Below are 22,990 nucleotides of genomic sequence, written 5' to 3'. Positions count from 1 at the left end.
ATAAGGAATTAGAGCAAACATTGTACTAAAAAAATCTAAAGAACACTAAGGAAAATAGTTAATTTGATAGTGAATAAAAATATTTCATATAAGTTAAACTAATTCACCTATAAATATTGTATATTTAGTGGCAGATAATAATTATAAATATTCAAATTTGGATTGAATCAAATGAACACCGCTAAAATATCAATTTTTCTACTCTTAACAAGCCTTTTGTTTTCTTTTAATAGCTTTGCTGGGGATAAATTTTTTGACAATAAAACCCTACATCAAGGTTATATTCCTTTCTACATTGACGAAGAAACTGGCAAAGTATTTCTTGAGCTAACTAATTTTAATCAAGAATTTTTATTTCAAAGTAGTTTGCCACACGGTATTGGCTCAAATGATATTGGTATTGATAGAGGCCAGCTAGGCGATACTCGCTTAGTGCAATTTGAACGAGTTGGTAATAAAGTTTTTTTACGTCAAAAAAATAGCTATTATCGCGCCGACAGTCAAAATGAGTTAGAGCGCCAAGCCATTGATGAAGCATTTGCAAGTTCAATTATTTGGGGCTTTAAAGTTGAACAGGTAATTAATGGCAAAGTATACATAGATTACACGCCGTTTTTATTATCTGATATTCATAATTTAGCGTTACGGTTAAAAGATAGTAAACAAGGTAACTTTGCTATTGATGCAACCCGCAGTGGCTTATACGCAAAGCGCAGTAAAGCATTTGTCGATAATACCGAACTAGAGGCCATTATTACCTTTAAAGGTACAGGAGCTGGTCAATACCTTCGCTCTGTTACGCCTGATGCTAGCGCAGTTACCGTTAATATGCACCACTCGTTAATCCGCCTACCTGATAACAACTATAAAACGCGAAAATTCCATCCTTACTCAGGTATGTGGTCGGTAGAATATGCTGACTACGCGAGTGCCATTGATGAGTCACTTATACAACGTGTGATCCCAAGGCATCGTTTAAACAAAAAAGATCCTAGTGCCGCAATTAGTGAAGCAGTGGAGCCAATTATTTATTATTTAGATCCTGGTGTGCCGGAGCCTGTTCGCTCTGCTTTACTTGATGGCGCAGCTTGGTGGGATCAAGCATTTGCTGCTATTGGTTATAAAGATGCGTTTCAAGTAAAAATGCTGCCAGCAGATGCCGACCCTATGGATGTGCGTTATAACGTAATTCAATGGGTACACAGAGCAACTCGCGGTTGGTCGTATGGCTCTTCTGTGATTGACCCTAGAACTGGTGAAATATTAAAAGGCCATGTAACGCTAGGCTCTCTGCGAGTGCGTCAGGACTACCTTATTGCGTTAGGTCTAACCTCACCATTTACTAATGCAAACACCGATACTAGCGCACAAAAAGAAATGGCACTTGCCCGTATTCGTCAACTGTCTGCACATGAAGTGGGGCATACCCTTGGCATAGCCCATAATTTCTCTGCTAGTGTTAATAATCGCGCCTCGGTTATGGATTATCCACACCCTCTAGTAAAAATTACTAATGGCGAAATCGACTTATCTGACGCCTATAGCAAAGATATTGGCGACTGGGATAAACACGTTATTGCTTATGCGTATGGTGAGTATGGTAATAATGAATCTGAGCAATTAGCCGCATTAATAAAAGATACTAAAGCTAAAGGATTGCTGTATATGTCAGATCCTGATGCTCGTCCTAAATCAGGCGCGGATGGTCATGGACACTTATGGGACAATGGTAGTGATGCCATTATTGAGTTAGATAATGTTTTGGCCGTTCGAGCTAAAGCGCTTAATAATTTTGGTCGCAATTCAATTGCAGATGGCACGCCATATTCTGAACTGGAAAAAAGTTTAGTACCTATTTATAACTTTCATCGTTACCAAGTTGAAGCTGTGGCTAAGCTAATTGCCGGTGTCGACTACTCTTATGCAATAAAAGGTGAAGATGCACAGCCGCAAAAAACGGTGATTGCCAAGCAGCAAAAAGCCGCGTTAGACGCACTTTTAAATACATTATCGAGCGATATTTTAACGCTATCAGATGATATTATTTCAATAATTCCGCCTAAGGCTTATGGCTTTTATCGTGACCGAGAAAGTTTCAGCTCAAATACCGGTTTAACGTTTGATCCTATAACCGCGGCGCAGGCCAGTGCTAAGCATAGCTTGTCATTATTACTTAATGAGCAGCGCCTTGCGCGTTTAGCCCAGCAACATGCTATGGATAAACAACAGTTATCAGTTGCCCAGTTAATTACCGAGTTATTTGCTACAACAATAAAACAGCCAGCACAAACCGAGTTAAAGCTATTAGTACAGCAACGAGTTAATCAACAAGTGCTCGATAGTGTATTAGCGCTTTATCACAGTAATAGCGTGGTGGCGGAAGTTAAAACTACGGTTTATGGGCAATTACTTAGCTTAGATAAATGGTTAAAGTCGATGTCTAACTATCACCAAAAATCGAACCCTTTATACGCTCAATACCAATTATTAAGCAAACAAATTCAATTTAGTTTAGAGCAGGGTAAAGTGATTCAAACTCCTGCACCGGTAAGCTTACCGCCGGGTTCGCCAATTGGCTCTAATTTGTAGATTATGCTCTAACTACTAACTAGGAAAGATACGGATAAATGACAAAACATGTTCATATACTAGGTATTTGCGGTACCTTCATGGGAGGCATTGCTGCCATAGCGAAACAACTTGGCTTTCGAGTTTCCGGTTGTGATGCCAATGTTTATCCGCCAATGAGCACTCAGCTTGAAGAGCTTGGCATTGAGCTGATGCAAGGTTATGACACTAAGCATTTAGCCGACGAACCTGACATGGTTATTGTTGGCAATGCTATGTCTCGTGGCAACCCTATGGTTGAGTATGTTATGGCTCGTAATATCCCATATATTTCAGGGCCGCAATGGTTGTTAGAAAACGTGTTAAAAGACAGATGGGTACTCGCTGTTGCTGGCACCCATGGCAAAACCACAACGAGCTCGATGCTTGCTTGGATCTTAGAATACGGCTTATTAACTCCTGGTTATTTAATTGGTGGTGTACCGCAAAATTTTGATACTTCTGCAAGGCTTGGTAACTCACCATTTTTTGTTATTGAAGCCGATGAATACGACACCGCATTTTTTGATAAACGCTCTAAGTTTGTGCATTACCGTCCGCGTACATTAATCATGAATAATTTAGAGTTTGACCATGCCGATATTTTTGACTCGATTAAAGATATTCAAAAGCAGTTTCATCATGTTGTGCGTATGGTACCTAATAATGGTTTATTACTTGCGCCTAAGCATGATGATTATCTTGCACAAACCATTGCTATGGGTAGTTGGACGCCCATCGAATACGCTGGCGATAATAGTGGTTGGACTGCTGAAAAATTAAATCCAGATGGTAGCGAATTCAAAGTATTGTTCAATCAACAAGTACAGGGCACGGTTAAGTGGAACCTGTTAGGCGATTTTAATATAGACAACGCCTTAATGGCTATAGCCGCTGCTCGCCACGCTGGCGTGCCGAGTCATATTGCCTGTGATGCATTAGGCGAGTTTATTAATACCAAACGTCGCCAAGAGCTAGTAGGAGATGTTAATGGCGTTAAAGTTTATGATGACTTTGCTCATCACCCAACAGCTATAAGTAAAAACTTACAAGGATTTAGAGCTAGGGTTGGTAGTGAGCGCATACTTGCAGTGCTAGAGCCAAGATCGAATACCATGAAGTCAGGTGTACATAAAGACACACTAGCAAAGTCACTTGATGATGCCGATGTAGTTTATTTATATCAAGATGAAAATGTAAAATGGTCGGTTAGTGATTTGATTAATGACACCAAAGCACCTACGTTTTGTGCAGACGATATCGATAATTTAGTGCAAATGGTTAGTAGCAACGCGCAAGAAAATGATCATATCGTGGTAATGAGTAATGGTGGCTTTGGTAGTTTTCATAAAAAACTTATCGCCGCATTAAAAAATAAATAAGAACGAGTAAAGATGACAAACCTAACTACAACTTCAGATTTTGAAAGCAAAATAACGCTAGCAATTACCGGTGCTTCTGGCTCTTTATATGCGCTGCGTTTATTAGAGTGCTTAGTTGCTGCTAATTATCAAGTCTATGTACTTATCTCAAGTGCAGCCCGTGTGGTACTTGATACTGAAGTAGGTTTAAAGCTTCCGTCTAATCCTGAAAAAGCGAGCCAAGTACTTATTGATAAATACCAAGCGAAGCCTGAGCAAATAACCGTGTTTGGCAAAGAGCAATGGTTCTCGCCGGTAGCTTCAGGTTCAGCTGCGCCAAAACAAATGGTGGTATGCCCATGTTCAACTGGAACGCTGGCGGCTATTAGCCAAGGCATGAGTGATAATTTAATTGAACGTGCTGCTGATGTAGTCATTAAAGAGCGCGGCCAACTTATTATGGTGCCAAGAGAAACGCCATTTTCAACTATCCACTTAGCCAATATGCACAGCTTGTCTCAAATGGGGGTAACTATAATGCCAGCAGCCCCAGGTTTTTATCACAACCCAACAAGTATCAATGACTTAATCGATTTTATGGTGGGCAGAATGCTTGACCATTTAGGTATTGAACAAACAATGATGCCAAGATGGGGATATTCTAAATAATTACTCTTAAATAAATATAACTGAAAAAATATGTCCATTTATTTTTCAGTTGTATTTAGCTGCTATCTATCGTTAAAACTACGTTATTCACCTTAAAGTTGGTTATCAATTTGTAACCTTTCTTTACACCTTGTCCTCAATGTGTTCTATTTTGTGCAATTAAAAAAACTAGTCAATGTGGGCTAGTTAAATAAGAACGAAATAGGGCAGATACATGTCATTTTTGAAAATGAAAACTAAACCTTCAATTGTTGCTGCAACGTTAGGTGTAATGTTAGCGTCAACATCAGTTTATGCTGAAAATGCAACGGTTACTGATGCAGTAAAAGAAGAGAAAAAAGAATGGTCGGTAGATGAGCCTCAAGGTGAATTTACTACAGCTAAAATTAACGTTAACCAAGGTACTTGGATGAACGTTGATATTTCACCTGACGGTAAAACTATCGTATTTGATTTATTAGGTGATATTTACACTATGCCGGTAAGCGGCGGTGAAGCCAAAGTGTTAACTTCCGATATCGCTTGGCAAATGCAACCAACATTCTCTCCTGATGGTAAACATATTGCGTTTACATCGGACCAAGGCGGCGGCGACAATATTTGGGTAATGGACGCAGATGGTTCAAACCAAACCGCGGTTACGAAAGAAACGTTTCGCTTAATCAACTCTCCTGCTTGGAGTCCTGATGGTGACTACATCGTTGCTCGTAAACACTTTACTGGTAGTCGCTCACTAGGTGCTGGCGAAGTATGGATGTACCATAAAACTGGCGGCGATGGCATGATGCTGACTAAGCGTCCTAATCAACAAAAAGATTTAGGTGAACCAGCTTTTTCTGCTGACGGTCGTTATGTTTACTTCTCACAAGATGCTACCCCAGGTAAAACTTTCCACTACTCAAAAGATAGTGAAAAAGGTATTTACAAAATTAAGCGTTTAGATCGTGAAACTGGTGAGATTGAAGTTATTCTATCTGGTCGCGGCGGTGCAATTCGTCCAACACCATCACCTGACGGCAAGAAGTTAGCTTATATCTCTCGTGTTGATTTTCAATCGACATTATTTATTTACGATTTAGAAACCGGTAGTAAAACACCTGTATACGACAAACTTGATCGTGATATGCAAGAGACTTGGGCTATTCATGGTGTTTATCCAACAATGGCTTGGACACCAGATAATGAAGAAATTATCTTTTGGGCTGGCGGTAAAATTAACAAGTTAAACCTTGAAGATAATGAAACAGAAGTTATCGAATTTAACGTTACTGCTGAAAAGAAAATTCAAAAAACACTACGTTTTGCACAAAATATTGATGTTGATAATTTTGACGTGAAAATGCTGCGTGATGTTGAAATTTCACCAAATGGCAAAAAAGTTGTTTTTGAAGCTTTAGGTCATATTTATACGCGCACATTACCTGACGGTAAGCCTAAACGTTTAACTAAGCAAACTGATCATTTTGAATTAAACCCAAGTTTTTCTCGAGATGGTAACAGCATTGTTTATTCAACTTGGGATGATAAAAAACAAGGTAACATCCGCGTTGTATCTGCAAGAACCGGTCGTGGTAAAAACTTACTATCAGAGCCTGGTAAGTACATTGAAGCAACGTTTTCGCCAAACGGTAAAACTGTAGTATTTAGAAAGGTATCGGGTGGTTATATCACCGATCCTAAATGGGGGTTAAACTCAGGTATTTATCAAGTATCAGTTAAAGGTGGTAAAGCCACACTTGTTACTGAAAATGGTAGCGCGCCACAGTTTGCTGATCGCAATGACCGCATTTATGTACAACGTTACGGTGAGATGCCAGAGTTTGCCCGTGTTGATTTAGACGGACAAAACGAAAAAACGTTATACACAGGTAAATACGCAACTGAATTTAAAGTAGCCCCAAATGGCAAATACCTAGCTTTTGCTGAACGCTTTAAAGTGTTTGTTACGCCACTAGTTGAACGCGGTGATGTGATCCACATTGGTCCTAGCGCAAAAAATATCCCAGTACGTAAATTATCAACTCGTGCCGGTGAAAGTATCAGCTTTAACTCTACTAGTGATGAAATTTACTGGAGCTTAGGGCCTGATTTATACCAAGCTAGCTTAAATGGTATGTTTGATATTGGCTACAAAGCTGATGAAGAGTTAACACCAAAAGTAACTTCCCTTGGTTTTAGTAAAAAAGCCGATGCTCCGCAAGGTTTAGTGGCATTAGTTGGCGGTAAAGTGCTAACCATGGAAGGCGAAGAAATTATCAATGACGGTGTTGTGCTTGTTGATGGTAAACACATTAAAGCTGTTGGTAGTCGTAGTGATGTTAAGATCCCATCGGGTGCTGAAATTATTGATGTTACAGGCAAAACGGTAATGCCTGGTTTAGTTGATGCTCACGCTCATGGGCCGCAAGGATCAAATGAGATCATTCCTCAGCAAAACTGGAAAAACTACGCCACGCTTTCTTTAGGTGTAACGACAATTCATGACCCTTCAAACGATACCACTGAAATATTTGCCGCTAGTGAGTTACAAAAAGCAGGTGACATTGTTGCACCTCGTATCTTCTCTACCGGTAGTATTTTATACGGTGCATCAGCAGCAGGTTATACTTCGCACGTTGATAGTTTAGACGATGCTAGATTTCAACTAGAACGCTTACAAAAAGTAGGTGCATTTAGTGTTAAATCATATAACCAACCTCGCCGTAACCAACGTCAGCAAATAATCCAAGCTGGCCGTGAGTTAGGTGTGATGGTTGTACCTGAAGGTGGTTCATTACTACAACATAACCTATCTATGGTTGCCGATGGTCACACATCGTTAGAGCATTCGATTTCAACGGCGACAATTTATGATGATATTCGTCAATTTTGGCAGCAATCAGAAACGGCATATGTTCCAACTCTTGTAGTTGCTTATGGTGGTATCTCTGGAGAGCATTACTGGTATGATAAAACCGAAGTGTGGAAACACCCGCGTTTAAGCAAGTACGTACCAAGTAACGTTTTAGCGCCACGCTCTATGCGTAGAACTACAGCACCAGAGCATCACTATAATCACAAAAGCGTTGCTAGCATTGCCAAAGAAATGCAAGACATGGGCGTACTAGTTGGTATTGGTGCACATGGTCAGCGTGAAGGCTTAGCGGCACATTGGGAAATGTGGATGATGGCGCAAGGTGGTATGACGCCTTTACAAGCACTTCGCACTGCGACTATCGACCCTGCTAAGCATTTAGGTTTAGATGCTCACATTGGCTCATTAAAAGCGGGTAAGTTAGCCGATATTATCGTGATTGATGGTGATGTAGCTAATGATATCCGCGAGAGTGATAAAGTATCTCATATCATGATTAATGGCCGCATTTATGATGGCGACAGCATGAATGAGATTGGTAATTACGATAACAAACGTAAGCCATTTTATTTTGAAAAATAATTTAATTATTAAAAAATAAAATTTAAATCAAGCCTTAATAATTGATCTTATTAAGGCTTTTTTATTTGCTTAAAAATATCGAGCTTTTGATCGCTATAAACGCTTTTTTAAATTAATTTTCGGTGCTACACTGACTCTCTTATTTAGTCGAGGGATAAAAATATCCTCGCAAAAACTGAATAACATAACGTAGCTCGTTCACACTCCTTATCGTCGAGTTATTAACATAAAATAAAATAGAAAGAACAGGATTTTTCATGGCCAGTCGTGGTGTAAATAAAGTAATAATCGTAGGTAACTTAGGACAAGATCCAGAAGTTAAATTCTTCCCAAGTGGTGGTTCAGTTTGTAATGTAACTATCGCTACTTCTGAAAGTTGGAAAGACAAGCAAACAGGTGAACCAAAAGAGATCACTGAATGGCACCGTGTTGTATTTAACAACCGTTTAGCTGAAATTGCTGCTGAATACTTGAAGAAAGGTTCAAAAGTTTATGTAGAAGGTCGTCTACAAACGCGTAAATGGCAAAATGCTCAAGGTGTTGATCAATACACTACAGAAATTCGTGCTAATGAAATGCAAATGTTAGACTCGCGTGGCGCTGGACAAAATACTGGTGCACCTATGGGCGGCGGTCAACAAGCATATCAACAACCACAGCAAGGTGGATTTAAACCACAAGCTGCAGCAAAACCTGCTATGCAACAAGGCGGCTATCAACAAGCTCCTCAAGCTCAGCAGCAAGGTGGCTATCAGCAACAAGCTCCTCAGCAAGGTGGTTACCAACAACAAGCGCCTCAGCAAGGTGGTTACCAGCAGCAACAACCTCAACAGGCACCTAAAGTAAATCCACAAGAGCCTGTTATGGATTTTGATGACGATATTCCTTTCTAGGCAAGCGCTCTAGATTATTGGATAAAAAAAACTCAGCCTTTGCTGAGTTTTTTGTTTTAAGCAGAGTTATATTTTGCCTACTTTGATTATTTTTCACTATTCGACTGTTGTATTTGCCAAAGCTTAGCGTAAGTCCCTTTAGTATTTATTAAGGTGTCATGGCTGCCTATTTCAACTATTTTGCCTTTATCCATAACAACAATTTTATCAGCATCAATAATAGTTGATAAGCGATGGGCTATAACCAAACTGGTAACGCCATCGGAGATCTCTTTTAAGGCATTCATTATCGCTTGTTCAGATTCACTGTCGAGTGACGATGTTGCTTCATCAAATACTAGAATTGATGGCTTTTTAAGTATGGTACGAGCAATGGCGACACGCTGTTTTTCACCGCCAGATAATTTTAATCCGCGCTCACCAACCATAGTATTTACTCCGTCAGGCAATGCTTGAATAAACGCATCTAAATGAGCAAGCTTGATTGCCGCGAGTACTTCTTCATCTGTTGCATCGAGCCTACCGTAACGAACATTTTCTAAAATATTGTCATTAAAGAGTACGGTATCTTGCGGCACTATACCGATAGCTGAGCGTAAAGACTTAAACGTTAATTGGCTAATATCTTGGCCGTCGATACAAATGTTGCCTTTATTAAGGTCATAAAACCTAAATAGCAGCTTAACTAAAGTTGACTTACCACTACCACTTGCACCAACGACAGCTACTTTTTCTCCAGGCAAAATACTAAAGTTTATATCTTTTAAAATACTTCTATCTTGGTGATAGTTGAAACAGACATTATTAAACTCCACTTGCCCATGCTTTATTTTTAATGTGGTTGCTTGAGGGCTTTCAACCGTTTTTGACTTTATCGTTAATAAGTTAAACATTAATTCGATATTGGCCAATGAGCCCTTCATCTCACGGTAGACAAAACCAAGAAAATTTAGTGGTAAAAATATTTGCATCATAAATGCGTTAATCAATACAAAATCACCTATGGTCATAACACCTTCAGTAACCTGTTGCGCGGCAAGGGCCATCATTGCAGTCATCGACGCGGCAATAATGAAAGCCTGACCACCATTTAATACAAACAATGATAAACGATTCTTACGTTTGGCCATTTCCCAGTCTTTTAATTCAGCGTCGTAACGATTAGCCTCGTAATCTTCAGCGGTAAAATATTTTGTTGTTTCGTAATTAATTAGGCTATCTATCGCTTGTGAATTACTGGCCGAGTCAGCTTTATTTGCTTGACGCACATAGGTTGTACGCCACTCTGTTGCTTTAATGGAGTAACCAACATAAGCCACAATTGATATTAGGGTTATCGCTGCGAAGCTAAAGCCATAATTAAAAAATAAAATAAAAACCACTAAGCCAATTTCAAGTAGGGTAGGGATAATATTAAACACCATAAAGCGCATTAAAAAATTAATGCCAGATGTGCCTCTATCTATGTCTCTAGATAAACCACCGGTGCGGCGATTAAGATGAAACTCTAAATCAAGTAAGTGTAAGTGTTTAAACACTTTTAAGCCGATACGGCGGATGGCGCGCTCAGTGACTCGACCAAATAAAGTATCTCGAATTTCACCAAAAAGGACATTGGAAAAACGCACAAACCCGTAAGCAATAACTAAAGCGATAGGGGCAGCAACTAAGTTGATTGAATCGGCATCAATGGCGGTTAAGTCATCAACGATGTATTTTAAAATAAAAGGTAAACCGACACTGGCTAGTTTAGCGAAAACCATAAAGGCCAAGGCTAAAAAGACTCGATGCTTAAATTCAAATAAATAAGGAATAACTTGTTTGATTATTTGCCAGTTAAAATGATCTGGCTCATTGCCTGTAGGTATTCGAGAACGCATAAAGGGGACTTAGTTTAGTTATTTATAATGATAATAACTAAAAGTATGATGCGGGGGTATGATTTAAATCGATCTTAATAAAAACCTGTGCAGTTGAATTAACAAAACACAGGTTTAAGTGATTTTTCGGTTGGTATGATTTTACTCGCGCTTAATAATAATTGTCTTCACGATTATGAATTTGTGGATCATCTACTATATCTTCAATACCAACATCAAAGCTATGGTTATCAACTAAATCAGTTAAATAGACAGTTTGAGTTGCACCATCTACCCAAGTGACTGTGCCACAGCCTTTGTGGCTGGCGCATGACATACCAATACGTACTTTATCAAGATCCATAATTATTCCCCTTTTATAAATTTTACTAATGGAAATACATCTACAGCTGCCATAACACCAATTAATGAACTTGGTATAAATCTAGCAAGTTGTGAAAGTTGGACAAATTATAGTCAATAAAGTTCAGTATGGAAAATAGACAAGAAGGAAAGGTGTAAGGTTAGGGATAAAACTTAAGACCAAGGCGGGTTGCTTTACTTGCACCTGTTACAGCAGGTAAGTTACCGTTAATGTTGTAGTCATAAGCGTATGCGAGCCAAGCAAAAACTAATGCTTCTAAGCTGTCGTTATCAACGCCTTTATCTTGTGCACTACAAACATTATGGCTAGGACAAAGCTGGCGAATGAGTTTTGTTAATAGTGGGTTATTAGCACCGCCACCGCATAAAATAATATCACCATGCTTACTTAGTTGATTAATGGTCTTAGCAATACTGTGGCAGGTTAAAGCTAGTAAAGTCGCTTGAATATCTTCGGCATGCAGCTCAATGTCAGCAGCAGTAAAAGCATGCAAGTGTGAGCGTAACCATTTTATATGAAAATATTCACGACCCGTGCTTTTCGGAGCTGGTAGGGCAAAGAAGGGATCAGTTAGCATGGCATCTAGAAGCGCTTGGTTAACCACGCCGGTTGCGCTCCATTTACCATCTAAATCGATGCCTTTAGGGCAATCAGGAAAGTGCAGACGATACCAGTCGTCGAGTAATGCATTGCCTGGTCCTGTATCAAACCCTAATATCTTATTTTCTTGGTTAACTGGTAGGTAGGTTATATTACTGATGCCGCCGATATTAACTATGCAAACATCTTTATTCTCATCTTTAAATATTTCTTGATGATAAGCTGGCACCAAAGGGGCTCCTTGACCGCCAAGGGCTATATCTTTGTCACGGAACTTACCAATTACCTTAATGCCAGTTAGACATGCAAGAGTTTGATTACAGCCTATTTGTAAGGTAAAAGGTTGCTTTGTTATTGGCCTGTGACGAATGGTTTGTCCATGGTTACCTATAGCGCAAATATCTTCTGGCTTTAGTTTTTCATTGAGCAAAAATTGTTTAATTGCATCAGCAAATTGCTGAGCTAAAACTTTATCTAACGCGCCTGCGCGATCTATTTCATTAGTATTTGGGGTATACAAGCTAGTAATTTGCGCGCGCGTTTGTTCATCATATGCTTGATAATATGATGCAATAAGCTGATGGGGAGTGTTAGTAAAATCTACCAGTGCTAAATCAATTCCGTCAGCACTGGTTCCTGACATTAAACCTATATAAAGTTTAATCGGCGATTGCTCTTGGTGCGTCATCGGTTGCCGCTAATAAGGCGCGTTTTGAGCCTTCTAATTTAGTTAATAACTCATTTGCCACTTGCGCAAATTCGGCTTTATATTTCTTATTAATTGGCTCAGCGTCCGGTAATTTAACCGTACGTGGATTACGGTGCACACCGTTTAATAAGAATTCATAATGTAAATGTGGTGCTTGCGATAAACCGGTTGAGCCAACGTAACCAATAACTTGACCTTGTTTTACTCGCGCACCTTTTTTAACTGCACGTTTAGAAAAGTGTAGGTATTTAGTTACTATGTTATTCGCGTGTTGGATAAATACATAGTTACCATTGTACTTGTTATAAGTTGAAGCTATTACGCGACCATTACCTGCAGCCTTAACTGGTGTGCCTGTTGGCGCTCGATAATCTACACCGTTATGAGCTTTAACTCGTTTAAGGATTGGATGGTAACGTTTTGGCTTAAAGCTAGAACTAATATATTGGAAACTAACTGGCGCACGTAAAAATGATTTGCGCATGCTATCGCCATTTGGCGCGTAAAACTCACCATCTTTAAAGCGGATCGCTTGGAAAGTTTCACCCTGGTTAATAAATTCAGCGGCTAAAATATTACCGTTACCGACAAATTCGCCATCGATATATTCGTTTTCATAAATAACATTAAAGCTATCACCTTCACGAATATCTAAAGCAAAATCGACATCCCAACCAAAAATATTAGCTAAGTTCATGGTTTGGTTGTTGTTAAGACCTGCACCTAAAGATGCACTCCAGAAGTTTGTTTTAATTTCTGCTTGTGCGTAGTTCAGTCTTTTTTCAACTTTTTTGACATCAATATCACTGGTAAAACCGTCTTCTGTTAACTTGAACTTTAAGGTTTCAGTAATAGATATAGGGTAATGTAAGGCTGTTAATTCACCTTCATCGTTACTTGCAAGCTCAAGTTTATCGCCAATGTTTAAATTGACTAATCTTTTACCGTGCTCGCTACTGGTTAATTGGTAGGTGGTATTCGCTGAAAAGCCAAAGTCAGCTAAGATATTACCAAAAGTATCTCCACTTTTTACTGTGGCCGTTTGCCATGAAATATTACTCGGTTTTTTCTTACTTGCTTTACGCAAAGCTTGTTGGGTTTCTTCAGGGATTTCTAATTGATATCTTTTACCAACTTCTACAGCAGATTTCTCACTTTGACGGCTTGCTGAAGCTTGTTCAGACGGTAAAAGCAATAAAAAAAGCACAAAAATACTACACCCGCTAATTAATAGCTGATGCTTTTTTGGAAGTTCTAAAAATATGTTTTTCAATTTAATCAATGTGTTACCGAATCCTAAGAGAAAAATTAAGCCTGTATAACCTTAACTATAACAAATTATACATTTTACTAACAAGGACATTGATAGATCAAAATGTAATTTAGCCCCCTATAATTGAGCAATATTAAGGTGTTATCGACGAAATTAGTAAATAATTTGTTTAATTGCTAGGTGAAAAAAATGTTAAAAATCAACTTGCTATTATTATTTATCGGCAAACGCTAGTAATTGTACATTTTTGATACAATCTCAGTTGATTTCTTGCTTTAATCTATAGCGACTTTAAAGTAGAATTCGGTAACTTTGAAATAAAATTAAAACTGGCATCAGTTAGAATGATTTAATTGATTCTTGGCCAGTTAACAACAGCAATATAGGGCAAGTTAATGACGGATGTAATGCAGGCGTTTGCAGAGATCAAACGTGGCGCTGAAGAAATCTTAGTAGAAGATGAACTTCTTGAAAAATTGAAGAAAGGCGAGCCTTTAAGAATCAAAGCTGGCTTCGATCCAACGGCACCTGATTTACACTTAGGCCACACTGTTTTAATTAATAAAATGCGTCAATTCCAACAGTTAGGCCATGAAGTTATTTTTCTAATTGGTGATTTCACTGGCATGATTGGTGATCCAACAGGTAAAAACGTTACCCGTAAGCCTTTAACTGAAGCGGATGTATTAGCCAATGCTGAAACATACAAAGAGCAAGTATTTAAAATTTTAGATCCTGCTAAAACCCGTGTTGAATTTAACTCTACTTGGATGTCTAAATTAGGCGCTGCAGGTATGTTAAAGCTTGCCTCTCGTCAAACCGTTGCTCGTATGATGGAACGTGATGACTTTAAAAAACGCTATAAAGAAGGGCAAGCCATTGCTATTCACGAATTTATGTACCCGCTTGTACAAGGCTGGGATAGTGTTGCGTTAGAGTCTGATGTTGAATTAGGTGGTACCGATCAAAAGTTCAACTTATTAATGGGACGTGAGTTACAAAAGAGTGAAGGGCAACGTCCACAAACTGTGTTAATGATGCCATTACTTGAAGGTTTAGACGGCGTACAAAAAATGTCTAAATCATTAAATAACTACATAGGTATTACCGACACAGCAACAGAGATGTTTGGTAAAGTGATGTCTATTTCTGACGACCTAATGTGGCGTTACTACGACTTATTAAGCTTTAAGCCGCTTAGCGAAATTCAAGCTTATAAAGATGGTATCGCAAATGGTGATAACCCACGTGACGTTAAAATTGCTTTAGCGAAAGAATTAATAGCTCGTTTTCATAATGAAGATGCTGCGCAAGCTGCTCACAATGAGTTTATTAATCGCTTCCAAAAAGGTGCGATGCCAGATGAAATTGAAGAAAAGTCAGTAAGCACTGAAAATGGCACCATAGCGATTGCTAATTTATTAAAAGAAGCTGGCTTAGTTGCCAGTACTTCTGAAGCAATGCGAATGATTAAACAAGGCGCCGTAAAAATTGATGGTGAAAAGATCACTGACAATAAACTTGCTTGCGATGCTGGTACAACAGCAATATACCAAGTAGGTAAGCGTAAATTTGCCAAGGTAACATTAAGCTAATTAACACCTCGTTATAAACTTATAAATAGCCAGTCATTTGACTGGCTTTTTTATGGGGTTAACGTAAAGTAAGAGATAATAGCAATCCTATTAATTTTCTGCTTATTGACTAGCATTAAGTAAACGGTTTAAACAACACTATCATTAAAATAAGAATATAGAATCATTATGATAAGTATTAAATACAAAACTATTGCAGCTTCTTTTTTGTGTTTCATTTTAACGCTTTCTGGTTGCAGCGTGTCTCCTGAGTATCGCTTTAATGAAGAATATGATTTTAGCCAAATTAAGAGTTATAGCCTTTTTCCTCGTGAGTCTAAATTTAGCTCTATTCAGCAGTTAAGTGACTTCGAGCGTAATCGTATCGAATTAACGATTGAAGAAGAAATGGAACGTTTTGCCTTAGTCTATAAAGACTTTGAAGAGGCCGATGTTGTGGTTAGCTATTTTTTTGTTGAGCGCAGTTTAAAAGAATTAAAAGCATATAATAAAGGCGTTGGTGCCTGTTTAGGTTGTTCTGATAATCAGCAAAAACAGTTAAATAAAGACATTAAAACCTCTATGCTGATCGTCGATGTGCTTGGCAATGAAAAAAAACGTTCTATATATAGAAGCTTTGTTGATATGAAACTCGATGAAAAAGACACTAGTGATGAAAACAACGCAGTGATTAAAGAAGCGGTTAGAAATGTTTTAGCTAACTTTCCTGTCGCCAATAACCCCGCAGCTAATAGCAATTAATAAGCTAAATGACTAATTTAAACTAATACCGGTAATTTATATCGGTATTGTGTGGAAATTGGTTATAATGCCGATAATTATTTTTACAGTGCTTTATAGGCAATAATATGAACTTTCCAAATGATGAAAATGGCTCAGTGTTAAATGAAATGCACCAAGCTGGCGTAGATTTAACTAAGGTAACTACGGTTAAGTTTTTTCAATTATTTGAAGATGAAAAAAATGCTCGCGCAATGGCTGAGCATCTTGAAACTGAAAAAATAGCGATCGATGTTGAAGTCCATCCCGATAAAACTTCTGGGGTTTGGGATGTTGATTGCTGTATTGAAATACTGCCAAGTTATGAAAATATAGTAAGTAAAGAAGCTATGTTTGAAAAGCTTGCACGTAAGTTTGATGGTTATAACGATGGTTGGGGCATTGCCGTTGACGATTAATATTAAGGTTGATTAACTTAATCAACCTTAACTAACTATCAGCCATTGAGTTCATCATCGAACTTAAAGGCTGGTAGTGAAACATTCCAATAAATACCCACTAAGCGTAAAATCAATGCACCTAGCATTGCTACTAATCCTGCCAGATATTCAGACCAACCAATATAGCTTAATGCGACATATAATGAACCGCCTAATAATGCCGCGGTGGCATAAATTTCTTTGCGCAAAATAAGAGGGATTTGGTTACAGATAATATCCCTGATCATACCGCCTGCTACGCCAGTAATGGTACCCATAATGATTGCGGTTAGTATTGTTTGATCGTTTATTAATGCTTTATGTGTTCCTAACACTGCGAACAATGCTAAGCCGAATGCATCGGCTATTAACATAAATCGTCTGGGTACTAATCTTGGTTCACGAATTAGAAAAATGGTGAATATCGAGGTGAAAAATATAATTATTATGTATTCAACTTGCACGGTCCAAAAAACTGGTACGCCAAGTATGATATCGCGGATCGTACCACCACCAACGGCTGTTACTGCAGCAAGAACCATAACTCCGAAAGGATCTAGTCGATAACGACCGGCAACGAGTGCTCCCGATAAGGCAAATACGATGACACCAAAAATATCGGCGTAATAGAGGAATGTACTGATTTGGTTTTCGATCGGATCCACTGATATTACTCGGTTACTACTTTTAAGCCAGCAGCTTGCCAGCCATTCATATCTCCGCTTAAATGATGCGCTTGGCGAAAGCCATTCTCTTTTAAAATATCGATAGCAATGCCAGCTCGTTTGCCAGAGCGGCAATAAACAACAATGTTTTTATCTTTATAGGTAAATACATTATTAAGGTTGCTGACTAATTCGTCATGACTAATGTTTACGGCGCCAGGGATATGAGCAGCAGCAAATTCTTCGGGGGTTCGCACATCTAACAATAAAAAGTTTTCATTAGTACTTTGCATGTCTAACAGTTGTTGCTGACTAACCTCGCCAGATAATTTTGCCATAACCTCTGGTGGCTTCTCAAACTTGCCAAAGTTACCGCATGCACTAGTAAACGCGATTAGACTAAAAATAATAAATATTCGAAACACAGCAACTCTCCATTACAGCAATTTGACTAATACCAAGTCCATTAATTAACAGCTCATTTTTAATGGTTAAAATGAATAACTACTGCGTTATAAAATTTATAAGTAGAATAACTACTTACTAAATTTTATGCCTTGTATTTATCCCTTTTTCCTCATGAAAAAGTAGATCACTTAATTAATGGAATTGGTATAATTTATCATTAAAATTAGTATTATATAAACCAATAGTAGCATTTAATCATTATTATAAAAGCCAATAAAATCCTGAAATAAACATCAGGACTTTATTTCAGATATTTAAATGTTTTTTAATTTAAGTTTGTACCTTTTAACTCATTTAGCATATTCATCACTAACTTAGATGAATTAACTGAAGCTGTCTCTAAATATTCTTCAAACGATGTTGGTGATTCTTTACCGGCAATATCACTCATCGAGCGAATAACCACAAACGGTACATTCATTTGATGACAAGTTTGTGCAATTGCCGCACCTTCCATCTCAACAGCAGCCATTGTTGGGAAGTTAGCGCGAGCTTTAGCTATGTCATCGTCTTTAGTCATAAAAGTATCACCTGTGGTGATAAGACCCGTTAACGTTTTAATGCCATCAAGCTTATCAATACCAGCTTGCGCCGCAGTTACTAGAGTTGGGTGCGGTATAAACGCAGCGGGCATACCAGGTAATTGGCCAATCTCGTAACCAAACGCAGTTACGTCGGCATCGTGATGACGAACTTCAGAGCTAATGACAATATCACCAACTTTAAGTGATTGCTCAAAACCACCAGCAGAGCCGGTATTAACTATATAGTCAGGTTGAAACTTATCTATCATTAAAACCGTTGCAATTGTCGCTGCAACTTTACCAATCCCCGACTGAACTAATACCACTTCACTGCCATCAATTTTTCCAGAGTAAAAAACATAACCAGCAATTTTAGTCTCTGACAAACCTTTGATTTTACTTTTTAAAATGGCGACTTCAGGTTCCATCGCACCAATGATCCCTGCTTTAAGCCCTGAGTTGATAGGTGTATCTTTGGCAAATGCTAACTTTGGCGTAACCATTAAACTTATTAAAAGAATGAAACCGATTAAATGACGAAACATAATTTTCTCATTGAGTATTTGGAAAGCTGAATAATACCAAGTTAATTAACTTGGTATAAATCCATTTAATTGCAGAAAGCCTTAGCCGAGTTAATTTAGGTTTGTACCTTTTAACTCATTTAGCATATTCATTACCAACTCAGAAGAATTAACCGAAGCTGTCTCTAAGTATTCTTCAAACGATGTTGGTGATTCTTTACCGGCAATATCACTCATCGAGCGAATAACCACAAACGGTACATTCATTTGATGACAAGTTTGTGCAATTGCTGCACCTTCCATCTCAACAGCCGCCATTGTTGGGAAGTTAGCGCGAGCTTTAGCAATGTCATCGTCTTTAGTCATGAAGGTATCACCAGTGGTGATAAGACCCGTTAATGTTTTAATACCGTCAAGCTTATCAATACCTGCTTGCGCTGCAGTTACTAGAGTAGGGTGTGGTATAAATGCTGCTGGCATACCTGGTAATTGGCCAATTTCGTAGCCAAACGCAGTTACGTCGGCATCGTGATGACGAACTTCAGAGCTAATGACAATGTCACCAACTTTTAGTGATTGCTCAAAGCCACCAGCAGATCCAGTATTAACTACATAATCCGGCTGGAATTTATCAATCATTAAAACGGTAGCAAGCGCAGAAGCAACTTTACCAATGCCAGATTGAACTAATACTACTTCGCTGCCATCAATTTGACCTGAGTAAAATGTGTAACCGGCGATTGTTTGCTCAGTTAAGTTTTCAAGTTTGCTTTTTAAAATAGCAACTTCTGGCTCCATTGCGCCAATAATGCCTGCTTTCATAATAAACCTTTTCTATTAGTTAAAACTAAATCAAGGTGTCTGACACCTTGATATATAAGCTAGGCTGGGTAAGCCGCTTTTAAGCCGTTGTAAACTTGTGTTTGGAAGTCGTTTGCTGATGTATCTAATGAGGTCACTAAATCAGCAAGAACTTCGTTATCTTCTTTGCCATTCCATACTTTGATATAAGTACCTTCTTTGTAACCAAAGTCTTGGCGGAAGAAGTTAAGGGTATTTTTGCCAACGTATTGGCGAAACAGCTCGTCTAAGTCCATATTCATCAACTGCATACACGCGGTAAAGCTTTTGCCATCAAATGCTTTATTGGTTACGGCTGCTGACGCTAGGTCTTCTAAGGCAAGTTTGAAATCTGTATGTTCAACGCTAAGTTGTAATTCGTTTGCAAGCTGCTCGGCAATTACATCGGTATTGCTCTCGTTCATTAAACGTAAGCTTAAGCCAAAGTGAAAAATATCGACTAACTCTAATTGTACTTGTGGTACATCACATTCTTGATGTTTCCACCATTTCCAACCGTGGTGATCAAGCATTTCTGCACACTCAACCCAAATGGCGCGATACCATTGGAAGTTATTTTCACGCCACGTATCACTTACGCGTGAATTCATCGCATCTTGCATAGTAAGCATTTGTTGGATTTGTTTAATTGCGGTGGATAAATCAGACATAGTCGACCTTAAATTATTTTGTTTTTTAGATATTTTTTGATGGCGCTATTTTGCCAGAAAAAAGCTTTTAGCACTACTTTTGATAGCTACTTTTTAACGGCGGTCAAATACTTATCAAGGTTATTAGCAAAGTTTTGTCTATCACCATGGTTTAATGCTGGAGGCCCTCCAGTTTGCACACCACTAGCACGCATAGTATCCATAAAGTCACGCATATTTAAGCGTGAGCGGATATTACTTAGAGTATAAAGCTCGCCTCTTGGGTTTAATGCAAGAGCACCTTTTTCAATAACTTCTGCGGCAAGGGGAATGTCTTGTGTTACGACTAAATCACCAGAGTTAACTCGTTTAACAATTTCGTCATCGGCAACATCAAAGCCGCTTGAAACCTGGACAAAGCTAATGAATTTTGACGGTGGTGTTTTTAAGTAATGGTTAGCAAATAATACGGTATTAGTTTGCGTTCTATCGGCGGCTTTAAATAAAATTTCTTTAATTACTACCGGGCAGGCATCGGCATCGACCCATATATTAACATCAGACATTAAATATCACTCGGCTGTTCAATTTCATAAATGGCGTCGCTAATGGTGAGAACTTTTTCATTAACTATTGCTTGCGCATCGAGTAAGCCTTTATTGTAAAAGGCGTTACCCATTTCTTTGGCAAAAAAATCTATTAAAAATTCGGCATCAAACTGGCCGATATCTTGGTCTAATTCGTTAATAAAGTAGCGTTGTATTTTCGCTACCATAGCGTCATTTTGGCTACGAGTAAATTTAATCAAAAGGGCTCTCAGTAGTAATTTATTTTTACTCAGTATACCCGAAATATAGGCTTGCCTAATAAACTTTTATACCATTGCCTCTGACTAGCATTTTTGTTTTTATAAATGCTAGCCATGAGCAGAAACTTAATGGGATTGGTATTATTGTACTTTATTGGTTAGCCATAATGATTGGTATGGCTGCAATTTAATGATCTCATTTACATCATCAAAGGTGTGGCCACTGATCAAGTCTGTCCAACTGTCTAACTCTATCAAATTTAGATCCGATAAAGGCAAGGTTTGCTCTGTATCGGTTATATTGTTGATGGAGAATATACTTTGCGTTCGATCTGGGCTTTGACGCCAAAAGGCAAATAACTTAACCCCTAAATGTAAAGTAAATTGCGTTGCGTTGGGGTGAAATGCCGGTTGATATTTTCTAATTTGTATTAGTTTACTCAGTTCATGGAACACTTTGGCATGATGACTAAATGGGTTATCTAGCTGTTTTTGCAAGGCAGGGTAGTCCCACTTATGACGATTGATACTGCGATTTTGGTTGGTACGTTTTACTTTGTCATGATCGTTTTGTGTTCCAAGGAAGCTGTGAATATAAATTGCTGGAATACCTTCAATAGCAAGCATAATTGCATGTGCACAAATAAAACGTTGTATTTGTAGCGAATCTTGCCCTTTTACCGTACCCGATAAAGCATCAATTAAGCTGATGTTAATTTCATAAGCTTGGTTTTTGCCACCTTTTAATGCTCGCCAAGAAATACGGCCACCAAAATTAATCATTGAGTTAATTAATTCGTCAGTTTCCTGTTCGCTTAATATCCCTTCAACTGGACGCAATCCAATGCCGTCATGTGATGCGATAAAGTTAAAATAGGTTGTGCCATTTTGCGCTGGAGGCAAAGACATTAACCAGGTTTTTAAATGAGTACAATCACCGGTCACTAAAGTATTTATTAGTAACGGTGGTAATGAAAAATTATAGATGGCATGAGCTTCGTTGGCATTGCCGAAATACATCAAGTTTTGACGATTTGGCACATTGGTTTCAGTAATGATTACTGCCTTTGGGTTGTTGTGCTCAACTAACAAGCGTAATAAGCGCACCACTTCATGAGTTTGTGGTAAATTAATACTTGTAGAGCCAACTATCTTCCATAAAAAAGCGACAGCATCGAACCTAAAAATGGTTATGCCTTTATCTAAGTAAAACTTTAATATGCTAACAAATTCAATTAAGACTTCAGGGTTGGTGAAGTCAAAATCTACCTGATCGTGGCTAAAGGTACACCAAACGTGTTTAGTACCATCGACCGTTTCTACTTCTTTTAATAAATCATGGGTACGAGGACGAACTACTTGGGAGGTGTCATCATCTGGCGATGCTAAAAAGAAGAAATCCTTGCCCGGATGTTTTTGCTGTTTAAAATTTTCAAACCAACCACTACGTGCTGAGCAATGATTAATTACTACATCAGCCATCACCTTGTAGTCGCAGGCAATACTTTGAATATCTGGCCAGTCACCAACAGATTGATTTACTTGATAGTAATCGATAACAGAAAAGCCATCGTCAGAGCTATAAGGGTAAAATGGCAGTAAATGTACTGAGCTAACATTATCTTTTAAGTAATTAGTTAAAAAGTGATGCAGAGTATTTAATGGGGTTTGATCTTGGGCGATCACTGAATCTGCATAAGAAATCAAATATACATCTGACTCATCCCAATTGTTGCTATGAGGAGTAGGAGCGATGCCACCATCGCTAATATCCATAACGGCTAGTAAATGTTTTGCCAACGTTAAGTTGTCATTATCAATATAGAGTGTATCTAAATGAGCAACAGTTTTGCATAGTAAGTCATGCAATACGTGGTTTTCATTTAACATAGGATCGCTATCATTCATCTTTTTAACCTTTACTC

At 38.3% G+C, this 22,990-nt stretch carries 20 protein-coding genes; 8 read left to right on the top strand and 12 right to left on the bottom strand.

The features are described 5' to 3' along the window. Nucleotides 1-171: 171 nt before the first annotated feature. The 5 genes from FNN08_RS09855 to ssb all read left to right on the top strand — a co-directional run bounded on the left by FNN08_RS09855 (nt 172) and on the right by ssb (nt 8,966). On the top strand, nt 172-2,589 hold the full coding sequence (locus FNN08_RS09855) for a zinc-dependent metalloprotease (RefSeq protein WP_143585245.1): 2,418 nt from the start codon (nt 172-174) through the stop codon (nt 2,587-2,589). Between the two features lie 38 nt (nt 2,590-2,627). After that, nucleotides 2,628-3,989 (top strand): UDP-N-acetylmuramate:L-alanyl-gamma-D-glutamyl-meso-diaminopimelate ligase, encoded by a 1,362-nt coding sequence (mpl, locus tag FNN08_RS09850; protein ID WP_143585243.1) that lies wholly within the window; start codon nt 2,628-2,630, stop codon nt 3,987-3,989. 12 nt (nt 3,990-4,001) lie between these two features. Further along, a complete protein-coding gene (locus FNN08_RS09845; RefSeq protein WP_143585241.1) occupies nt 4,002-4,637 on the top strand; it encodes a flavin prenyltransferase UbiX in 636 nt (211 codons plus the stop codon). Nucleotides 4,638-4,851: 214 nt separating this feature from the next. Then, entirely contained in the window at nt 4,852-8,073 is a 3,222-nt protein-coding gene (locus FNN08_RS09840; RefSeq protein WP_409574603.1) for an amidohydrolase family protein, read from the top strand. A 257-nt stretch (nt 8,074-8,330) separates the two neighbouring features. Continuing rightward, entirely contained in the window at nt 8,331-8,966 is a 636-nt protein-coding gene (gene ssb / locus FNN08_RS09835; RefSeq protein WP_143585239.1) for a single-stranded DNA-binding protein, read from the top strand. Nucleotides 8,967-9,052: 86 nt separating this feature from the next. Here ssb and FNN08_RS09830 read toward each other — a convergent pair whose 3' ends face one another. The 4 genes from FNN08_RS09830 to FNN08_RS09815 all read right to left on the bottom strand — a co-directional run bounded on the left by FNN08_RS09830 (nt 9,053) and on the right by FNN08_RS09815 (nt 13,801). Continuing rightward, entirely contained in the window at nt 9,053-10,846 is a 1,794-nt protein-coding gene (locus tag FNN08_RS09830; RefSeq protein WP_143585237.1) for an ABCB family ABC transporter ATP-binding protein/permease, read from the bottom strand. A 151-nt stretch (nt 10,847-10,997) separates the two neighbouring features. Beyond that, a complete protein-coding gene (locus tag FNN08_RS09825; RefSeq protein ID WP_143585235.1) occupies nt 10,998-11,189 on the bottom strand; it encodes a hypothetical protein in 192 nt (63 codons plus the stop codon). 160 nt (nt 11,190-11,349) lie between these two features. After that, entirely contained in the window at nt 11,350-12,498 is a 1,149-nt protein-coding gene (locus tag FNN08_RS09820) for an anhydro-N-acetylmuramic acid kinase (RefSeq protein ID WP_143585233.1), read from the bottom strand. Then, nucleotides 12,470-13,801, bottom strand: a complete 1,332-nt coding sequence (locus FNN08_RS09815; protein WP_185962622.1) for a peptidoglycan DD-metalloendopeptidase family protein — start codon at nt 13,799-13,801, stop codon at nt 12,470-12,472. The genes FNN08_RS09820 and FNN08_RS09815 overlap by 29 nt, the downstream gene beginning before the upstream one ends. A 386-nt stretch (nt 13,802-14,187) precedes the next feature. Between FNN08_RS09815 and tyrS the strand changes: the two genes are divergently transcribed. The 3 genes from tyrS (at nt 14,188) to FNN08_RS09800 (ending at nt 16,565) form a co-directional block, all read left to right on the top strand. Continuing rightward, entirely contained in the window at nt 14,188-15,387 is a 1,200-nt protein-coding gene (gene tyrS / locus FNN08_RS09810; protein WP_143585231.1) for a tyrosine--tRNA ligase, read from the top strand. A gap of 168 nt (nt 15,388-15,555) precedes the next feature. Continuing rightward, nucleotides 15,556-16,128 (top strand): DUF4136 domain-containing protein, encoded by a 573-nt coding sequence (locus tag FNN08_RS09805; protein ID WP_143585229.1) that lies wholly within the window; start codon nt 15,556-15,558, stop codon nt 16,126-16,128. 107 nt (nt 16,129-16,235) lie between these two features. Further along, complete coding sequence (locus FNN08_RS09800; protein WP_143585227.1) at nt 16,236-16,565, top strand: ribonuclease E inhibitor RraB; 330 nt, start codon at nt 16,236-16,238, stop codon at nt 16,563-16,565. A gap of 38 nt (nt 16,566-16,603) precedes the next feature. On the opposite strand, the gene FNN08_RS09795 is transcribed toward FNN08_RS09800, so the two are convergent. The 8 genes from FNN08_RS09795 to FNN08_RS09760 all read right to left on the bottom strand — a co-directional run bounded on the left by FNN08_RS09795 (nt 16,604) and on the right by FNN08_RS09760 (nt 22,973). Next, a complete protein-coding gene (locus FNN08_RS09795) occupies nt 16,604-17,230 on the bottom strand; it encodes a trimeric intracellular cation channel family protein (protein ID WP_143585297.1) in 627 nt (208 codons plus the stop codon). A gap of 26 nt (nt 17,231-17,256) precedes the next feature. After that, nucleotides 17,257-17,676, bottom strand: a complete 420-nt coding sequence (locus FNN08_RS09790; protein WP_143585225.1) for a rhodanese-like domain-containing protein — start codon at nt 17,674-17,676, stop codon at nt 17,257-17,259. Between the two features lie 308 nt (nt 17,677-17,984). Continuing rightward, complete coding sequence (gene mtnN / locus FNN08_RS09785) at nt 17,985-18,746, bottom strand: 5'-methylthioadenosine/S-adenosylhomocysteine nucleosidase (protein ID WP_143585295.1); 762 nt, start codon at nt 18,744-18,746, stop codon at nt 17,985-17,987. Between the two features lie 132 nt (nt 18,747-18,878). Then, entirely contained in the window at nt 18,879-19,589 is a 711-nt protein-coding gene (mtnN, locus tag FNN08_RS09780) for a 5'-methylthioadenosine/S-adenosylhomocysteine nucleosidase (protein WP_143585223.1), read from the bottom strand. A 59-nt stretch (nt 19,590-19,648) separates the two neighbouring features. Continuing rightward, the gene (locus tag FNN08_RS09775) at nt 19,649-20,278 is read right to left on the bottom strand and encodes a dUTP diphosphatase (RefSeq protein ID WP_143585221.1); all 630 of its coding nucleotides are present in this window, start codon (nt 20,276-20,278) and stop codon (nt 19,649-19,651) included. An 86-nt stretch (nt 20,279-20,364) separates the two neighbouring features. Next, nucleotides 20,365-20,823, bottom strand: a complete 459-nt coding sequence (locus FNN08_RS09770; RefSeq protein ID WP_143585219.1) for a YaiI/YqxD family protein — start codon at nt 20,821-20,823, stop codon at nt 20,365-20,367. After that, complete coding sequence (locus FNN08_RS09765; protein ID WP_260679313.1) at nt 20,823-21,065, bottom strand: DUF2164 domain-containing protein; 243 nt, start codon at nt 21,063-21,065, stop codon at nt 20,823-20,825. Before FNN08_RS09765 ends, FNN08_RS09770 begins: the two co-directional genes overlap by 1 nt. Nucleotides 21,066-21,206: 141 nt before the next feature. Continuing rightward, a complete protein-coding gene (locus tag FNN08_RS09760; protein ID WP_260679312.1) occupies nt 21,207-22,973 on the bottom strand; it encodes a sugar phosphorylase in 1,767 nt (588 codons plus the stop codon). Between the last annotated feature and the right edge of the window lie 17 nt (nt 22,974-22,990).

Source organism: Thalassomonas sp. M1454 (assembly GCF_007097525.1).
GTDB lineage: Bacteria > Pseudomonadota > Gammaproteobacteria > Enterobacterales > Alteromonadaceae > Thalassotalea_A.
Note: the sequence above shows the minus strand (reverse complement) of the source record. Positions and strands in the feature narration are given on the sequence as shown.

Excerpts from the sequence above, each read along its gene's own strand:
- mtnN (WP_143585223.1), bottom strand. The coding sequence starts at position 19,589 with ATGAAAGCAGGCATTATTGGCGCAATGGAGCCAGAAGTTGCTATTTTA.
- FNN08_RS09855 (WP_143585245.1), top strand. The coding sequence starts at position 172 with ATGAACACCGCTAAAATATCAATTTTTCTACTCTTAACAAGCCTTTTG.
- mpl (WP_143585243.1), top strand. The coding sequence starts at position 2,628 with ATGACAAAACATGTTCATATACTAGGTATTTGCGGTACCTTCATGGGA.
- mtnN (WP_143585295.1), bottom strand. The coding sequence starts at position 18,746 with ATGGTTACGCCAAAGTTAGCATTTGCCAAAGATACACCTATCAACTCA.
- FNN08_RS09760 (WP_260679312.1), bottom strand. The coding sequence starts at position 22,973 with ATGAATGATAGCGATCCTATGTTAAATGAAAACCACGTATTGCATGAC.
- tyrS (WP_143585231.1), top strand. The coding sequence starts at position 14,188 with ATGACGGATGTAATGCAGGCGTTTGCAGAGATCAAACGTGGCGCTGAA.
- FNN08_RS09800 (WP_143585227.1), top strand. The coding sequence starts at position 16,236 with ATGAACTTTCCAAATGATGAAAATGGCTCAGTGTTAAATGAAATGCAC.
- FNN08_RS09805 (WP_143585229.1), top strand. The coding sequence starts at position 15,556 with ATGATAAGTATTAAATACAAAACTATTGCAGCTTCTTTTTTGTGTTTC.
- FNN08_RS09820 (WP_143585233.1), bottom strand. The coding sequence starts at position 12,498 with ATGACGCACCAAGAGCAATCGCCGATTAAACTTTATATAGGTTTAATG.
- FNN08_RS09775 (WP_143585221.1), bottom strand. The coding sequence starts at position 20,278 with ATGTCTGATTTATCCACCGCAATTAAACAAATCCAACAAATGCTTACT.
- FNN08_RS09840 (WP_409574603.1), top strand. The coding sequence starts at position 4,852 with ATGTCATTTTTGAAAATGAAAACTAAACCTTCAATTGTTGCTGCAACG.
- ssb (WP_143585239.1), top strand. The coding sequence starts at position 8,331 with ATGGCCAGTCGTGGTGTAAATAAAGTAATAATCGTAGGTAACTTAGGA.
- FNN08_RS09830 (WP_143585237.1), bottom strand. The coding sequence starts at position 10,846 with ATGCGTTCTCGAATACCTACAGGCAATGAGCCAGATCATTTTAACTGG.
- FNN08_RS09845 (WP_143585241.1), top strand. The coding sequence starts at position 4,002 with ATGACAAACCTAACTACAACTTCAGATTTTGAAAGCAAAATAACGCTA.
- FNN08_RS09770 (WP_143585219.1), bottom strand. The coding sequence starts at position 20,823 with ATGTCTGATGTTAATATATGGGTCGATGCCGATGCCTGCCCGGTAGTA.
- FNN08_RS09825 (WP_143585235.1), bottom strand. The coding sequence starts at position 11,189 with ATGGATCTTGATAAAGTACGTATTGGTATGTCATGCGCCAGCCACAAA.